Annotated in this window: 3 protein-coding genes and 1 pseudogene; 1 reads left to right on the top strand and 3 read right to left on the bottom strand. The window is 63.7% G+C overall.

Annotated features, from left to right (window positions below; genetic code table 11):
• From CURSPS6_RS00285 to CURSPS6_RS00295, 3 genes are all read right to left on the bottom strand, one after another.
• Nucleotides 1-1,000 (bottom strand): IS481 family transposase (locus tag CURSPS6_RS00285; RefSeq protein WP_035809865.1); only part of this gene is annotated, 1,000 nt, incomplete at its 3' end.
• Nucleotides 997-2,181 (bottom strand): Cmx/CmrA family chloramphenicol efflux MFS transporter, encoded by a 1,185-nt coding sequence (locus CURSPS6_RS00290; protein ID WP_030013234.1) that lies wholly within the window; start codon nt 2,179-2,181, stop codon nt 997-999. The genes CURSPS6_RS00290 and CURSPS6_RS00285, both read right to left, overlap by 4 nt.
• Before the next feature lie 539 nt (nt 2,182-2,720).
• Nucleotides 2,721-3,059: an ASCH domain-containing protein gene (locus tag CURSPS6_RS00295; protein WP_030013236.1), complete on the bottom strand. Its 339-nt coding sequence runs from the start codon at nt 3,057-3,059 to the stop codon at nt 2,721-2,723.
• 93 nt (nt 3,060-3,152) lie between these two features.
• Here CURSPS6_RS00295 and CURSPS6_RS12220 point away from each other — a divergent pair.
• Nucleotides 3,153-3,380, top strand: a pseudogene (locus CURSPS6_RS12220) (transposase); the annotation flags it as partial.
• Nucleotides 3,381-3,462: the final 82 nt, after the last annotated feature.

Below are 3,462 nucleotides of genomic sequence, written 5' to 3' on the forward strand. Positions count from 1 at the left end.
TGTACGAGGGCAGGAGGTTGGTGACGCCAGCACGGAGCTGAGATGCTGGGGGATGTCCGCCCGCTCCGCTATGGGGGCGGTGGTAGTTGTAGTGGATGTTCCAGATTCCGATAGCCGTGTCGCGGGCGTCTTCACTCTCGAACTCTCGGGCGTACAGCAGTTCTTCGGCCAGGATTCTCTGGTAGCGCTCCACCTTCCCGTTGTGTCGGGGCGTGTAGGGCCTGGTCTTCTGGTGGCGCGTGCGGTTGCCGACGATTCGCACGAAGTCGCCTGAGCGGTAGCACGCGCCATTGTCGGTGATGATGCGATGGATGTGCGAAATCCCGTGAGCGGCAAACCATGCCTTAGCTCGGGCGAGGAACGCTGCCGCGGTGGTTCCCTTCTCGTCGGTCAGCGGCTCGGTGTACGAGAGTCGGGAGAATCCGTCGATGGCGGAGTGCAGGTAGGTGTAACCCCGCTTCGACCCAGCTGACTTCGCGCGACCAGCGGTCTTGGCCTGGTCGCTGTCGCGCCCATGAATGCGCCAGCCGCCGCCGTCAGGGATTCGGCCGACCTTCTTCACGTCGAGGTGCACCATATGACCGGGCCAGCGGGCGGTAATCTTCCCTGGCTTGCGGTTGGTATCGCCGCCAGGGTCGATGAATCGCCGTCGGCCAAGGCCGAGCCGGCTCAGGTGTCGGGTGACGGTACGCCGGTTGATCCTGACGTCCAGCTCGGCGAGCTCGTAGGTGATGCGCTGGGCAGACCACTTGTGTTCGCGCCGCCAGAGCTCGATCCGTTGGATGACACAGGCTGCTGTCGCGGTACGGCTGTGGTGGGGCGTCGAGGCACGGTCGTGGAGACCGGCTTCGCCATGCTGTCTCCACCGGTTGACCCACTTCGAAGCGCACGCGCGTGAGATGCCCATCTCGGCAGCTACGTGCGCGATTGGACGGGTCAGGCACCGATTCACGAGCCGGCGTCGGCCTTCAAGGCTCAGCGGAGCATTGGCGTGCGTCACTTGGCAGCCTCCACATTCCGTACCCGCGGGGCGATCATGCGCAGCGTGGGCAGCATGACGAGGAGTGCGAGAGCGGTCAGCGCGGTCGCTGCCCACACGGGCCCAAGGTTGCTCGAGCTCTCGAGCGTTACCGCTCCGAGCGCCGGACCAGCAGCGGCACCGATGTTGAGAGCGGCGGTCGCGTAGGAACCACCCATAGTGGGCGCTTTCGATGCTGCGTAGAGCACTCGAGCGATCAAGGTGCTTCCCACAGCAAATGCCAGCATTCCCAGCAGAAACACCAGGACGAGCAGCGACACGGAATGCCCAGCAAGCATCGCGAGCAACAGCCACCCGACCAACAAGAGCGGCGCGGCCACAACGAGGACCATTCGCGGATGCTGGTCAGACAGTCGCCCGGCAATGCTGACTCCCATGAAGGACCCGATACCGAACAGCACCAGAGCCACCGATACCCACAGCTGGCCCAGACCCGCTGTCCCGGTCACGACCGGCGCGAGGAATGTGAAAGCGGCGAACGTCCCGCCATTGACCAGCGCAGCGAGCAACATCGCCGTGAATAGACGTGACACACGGAGCTGCGCCAACTCGACGGCGAGAGTCGGGCCGTCGTCGGCTTCCTTCTGCGTGCCTCTCAGCTGTGGACGGACCCCGGTGAGGATGCCGATTGCAGCAGGAACGCACAAGAAGGCGACCGCCCAGAACGTGGCCCGCCATCCCAGCGCTGTACCCAGGAGAGCCCCCGCGGGAACACCGGCGACCATGGCGATCGTGGTGCCCGAGAGGAGGATGGCAAGAGCGCGGCCTTTCCGGCTGGGGGCCACGAGGCGGGTCGCGGTGCTGAGAGCGACGGCCAGAAAACCGGCGTTGGCGACCGCAGCCACCACACGAGTTGCGAACAGCACGGAGAAGGTCTCGGCAGTGGCGGCAATGACGTGACAGGCAGCGAAAATCACCACACACCCGAGCAAGGTGCTCCGGGCGGGCCACCGACGGGTGAGAGCTGCCATGGCGGGCGCACCGAGAATCATTCCAACCGCAAAGGCAGAGGTGAGTAGCCCAGCGGTTCCGACCGAGACACCGACGCTGGCGGCGATGTCTGGCACGAGGCCAGCAAGCATGAACTCAGATGTGCCCATGGCGAAGACAGCCAGGGCAAGCAGGTAGAGGGCGAAGGGCATGGAGGACTCCGAGAAACGAGAACGAAAAAAGGGGGAACGTCTCGTCATCACGGCCAGCGCCCAGGGTTCCGCCTAAGAGCCCGCATGGCGCACAAGCGCACGCAGCGGGTTAAGGACTCAGTAGGTCTGGGGGGCTGACGGTGTGACCGAAAGCCCCCTGAGTGTCTGATTCAGGGCACGCCATGCTCCTCACCCTACCGATGCTCCCTCGATAGCGCACATCCTTTGCACGAGCCGCGCGCAAAGGTTGTCGAGTGGAGGTTCGGCCTCGCGTCCGGTGTGGGTGCTCTGGGCCCAACGGTGTTGCTACGGCGCTGTATGCAGTTGCGTTCACCGGCATGTAGCTGTCGCGACGTGAGCTCAATCGACTCCCGCACCCCGGCGTTGGTTCGTTACAGTGTCGGTGCGGTCATCGCTTCCGACGGCCATCTGGCCGGGGGCCTTCTCCTACAGGTTGCAGTCCTCTGGATCGAACGGCCGGAAGCCATACAACGCAGGCCAGATACTGAGTCTGTCGTATGGCATGCTGTACGCCGGAACTAACGGTGTTGCGGGCCCTGAATTCGAAAGTGGACTACGTCTAGTAGCGCGTCGGCTGGCATCGACGGGTAGTAGTTCTCCCGTAATTGCCGCACGTACTCGGCCATGTCGGTGTTTTCCGGAGCACGCACAGCAGCAGCTGTGAGTTTGTTGACTGGAAACCGCTGAATTTTGAGTACGACGCCATCTAGCACCTCTCGTCCGGCGGGATCAAAAGCCAACCACGCCGCACCCACGGTGATCGCCTCGTTCCACCGCACGGTCACAGTCTTAGAGCCATTTAGCACCGCGGCCCTGTGGCGCGGATTGAATTCGATGACCTGTTGCTGAACGGGCATGACACCAGTCTACGGCAACGGCCTAGAGGGTCTGCCGGTTCGGGACGCACTGCCCTCTGCACGGGGGGAGCGCCTGGCACTGGAAATCGGGAACTGCCGAAGCTCGCCAGTCTCAGACAGACCCTCCAGCGTCGACGAGTCGACGCCCTGCCCCACTTCGATTGTCCAGGCACGAGCGACGGGTCGACCGAGGCGATCAATGGTCGCCATGAGCATCTCCGTGCCTCTGCTCTGGGCTTCCGCAGCCTCACTCACTACATCGCCCGCTGGCTCCTGGAAACCGGAGACTTCAGATCCCACCCACGCCCTCTCATGCGATGAGCCCCTCACCTGCCGACCTGTCGCCACAGGTAACACCCACCCGAGCCTCCGTTGCGTGTAAACAACGTCATGACCCGCAACA

This window comes from Curtobacterium sp. S6, assembly GCF_000710345.2.
GTDB lineage: Bacteria > Actinomycetota > Actinomycetes > Actinomycetales > Micrococcaceae > Rothia.

Coding starts and splice junctions, on each gene's coding strand:
- CURSPS6_RS00295 (WP_030013236.1), bottom strand. CDS start 3,059: ATGCCCGTTCAGCAACAGGTCATCGAATTCAATCCGCGCCACAGGGCC.
- CURSPS6_RS00290 (WP_030013234.1), bottom strand. CDS start 2,181: ATGCCCTTCGCCCTCTACCTGCTTGCCCTGGCTGTCTTCGCCATGGGC.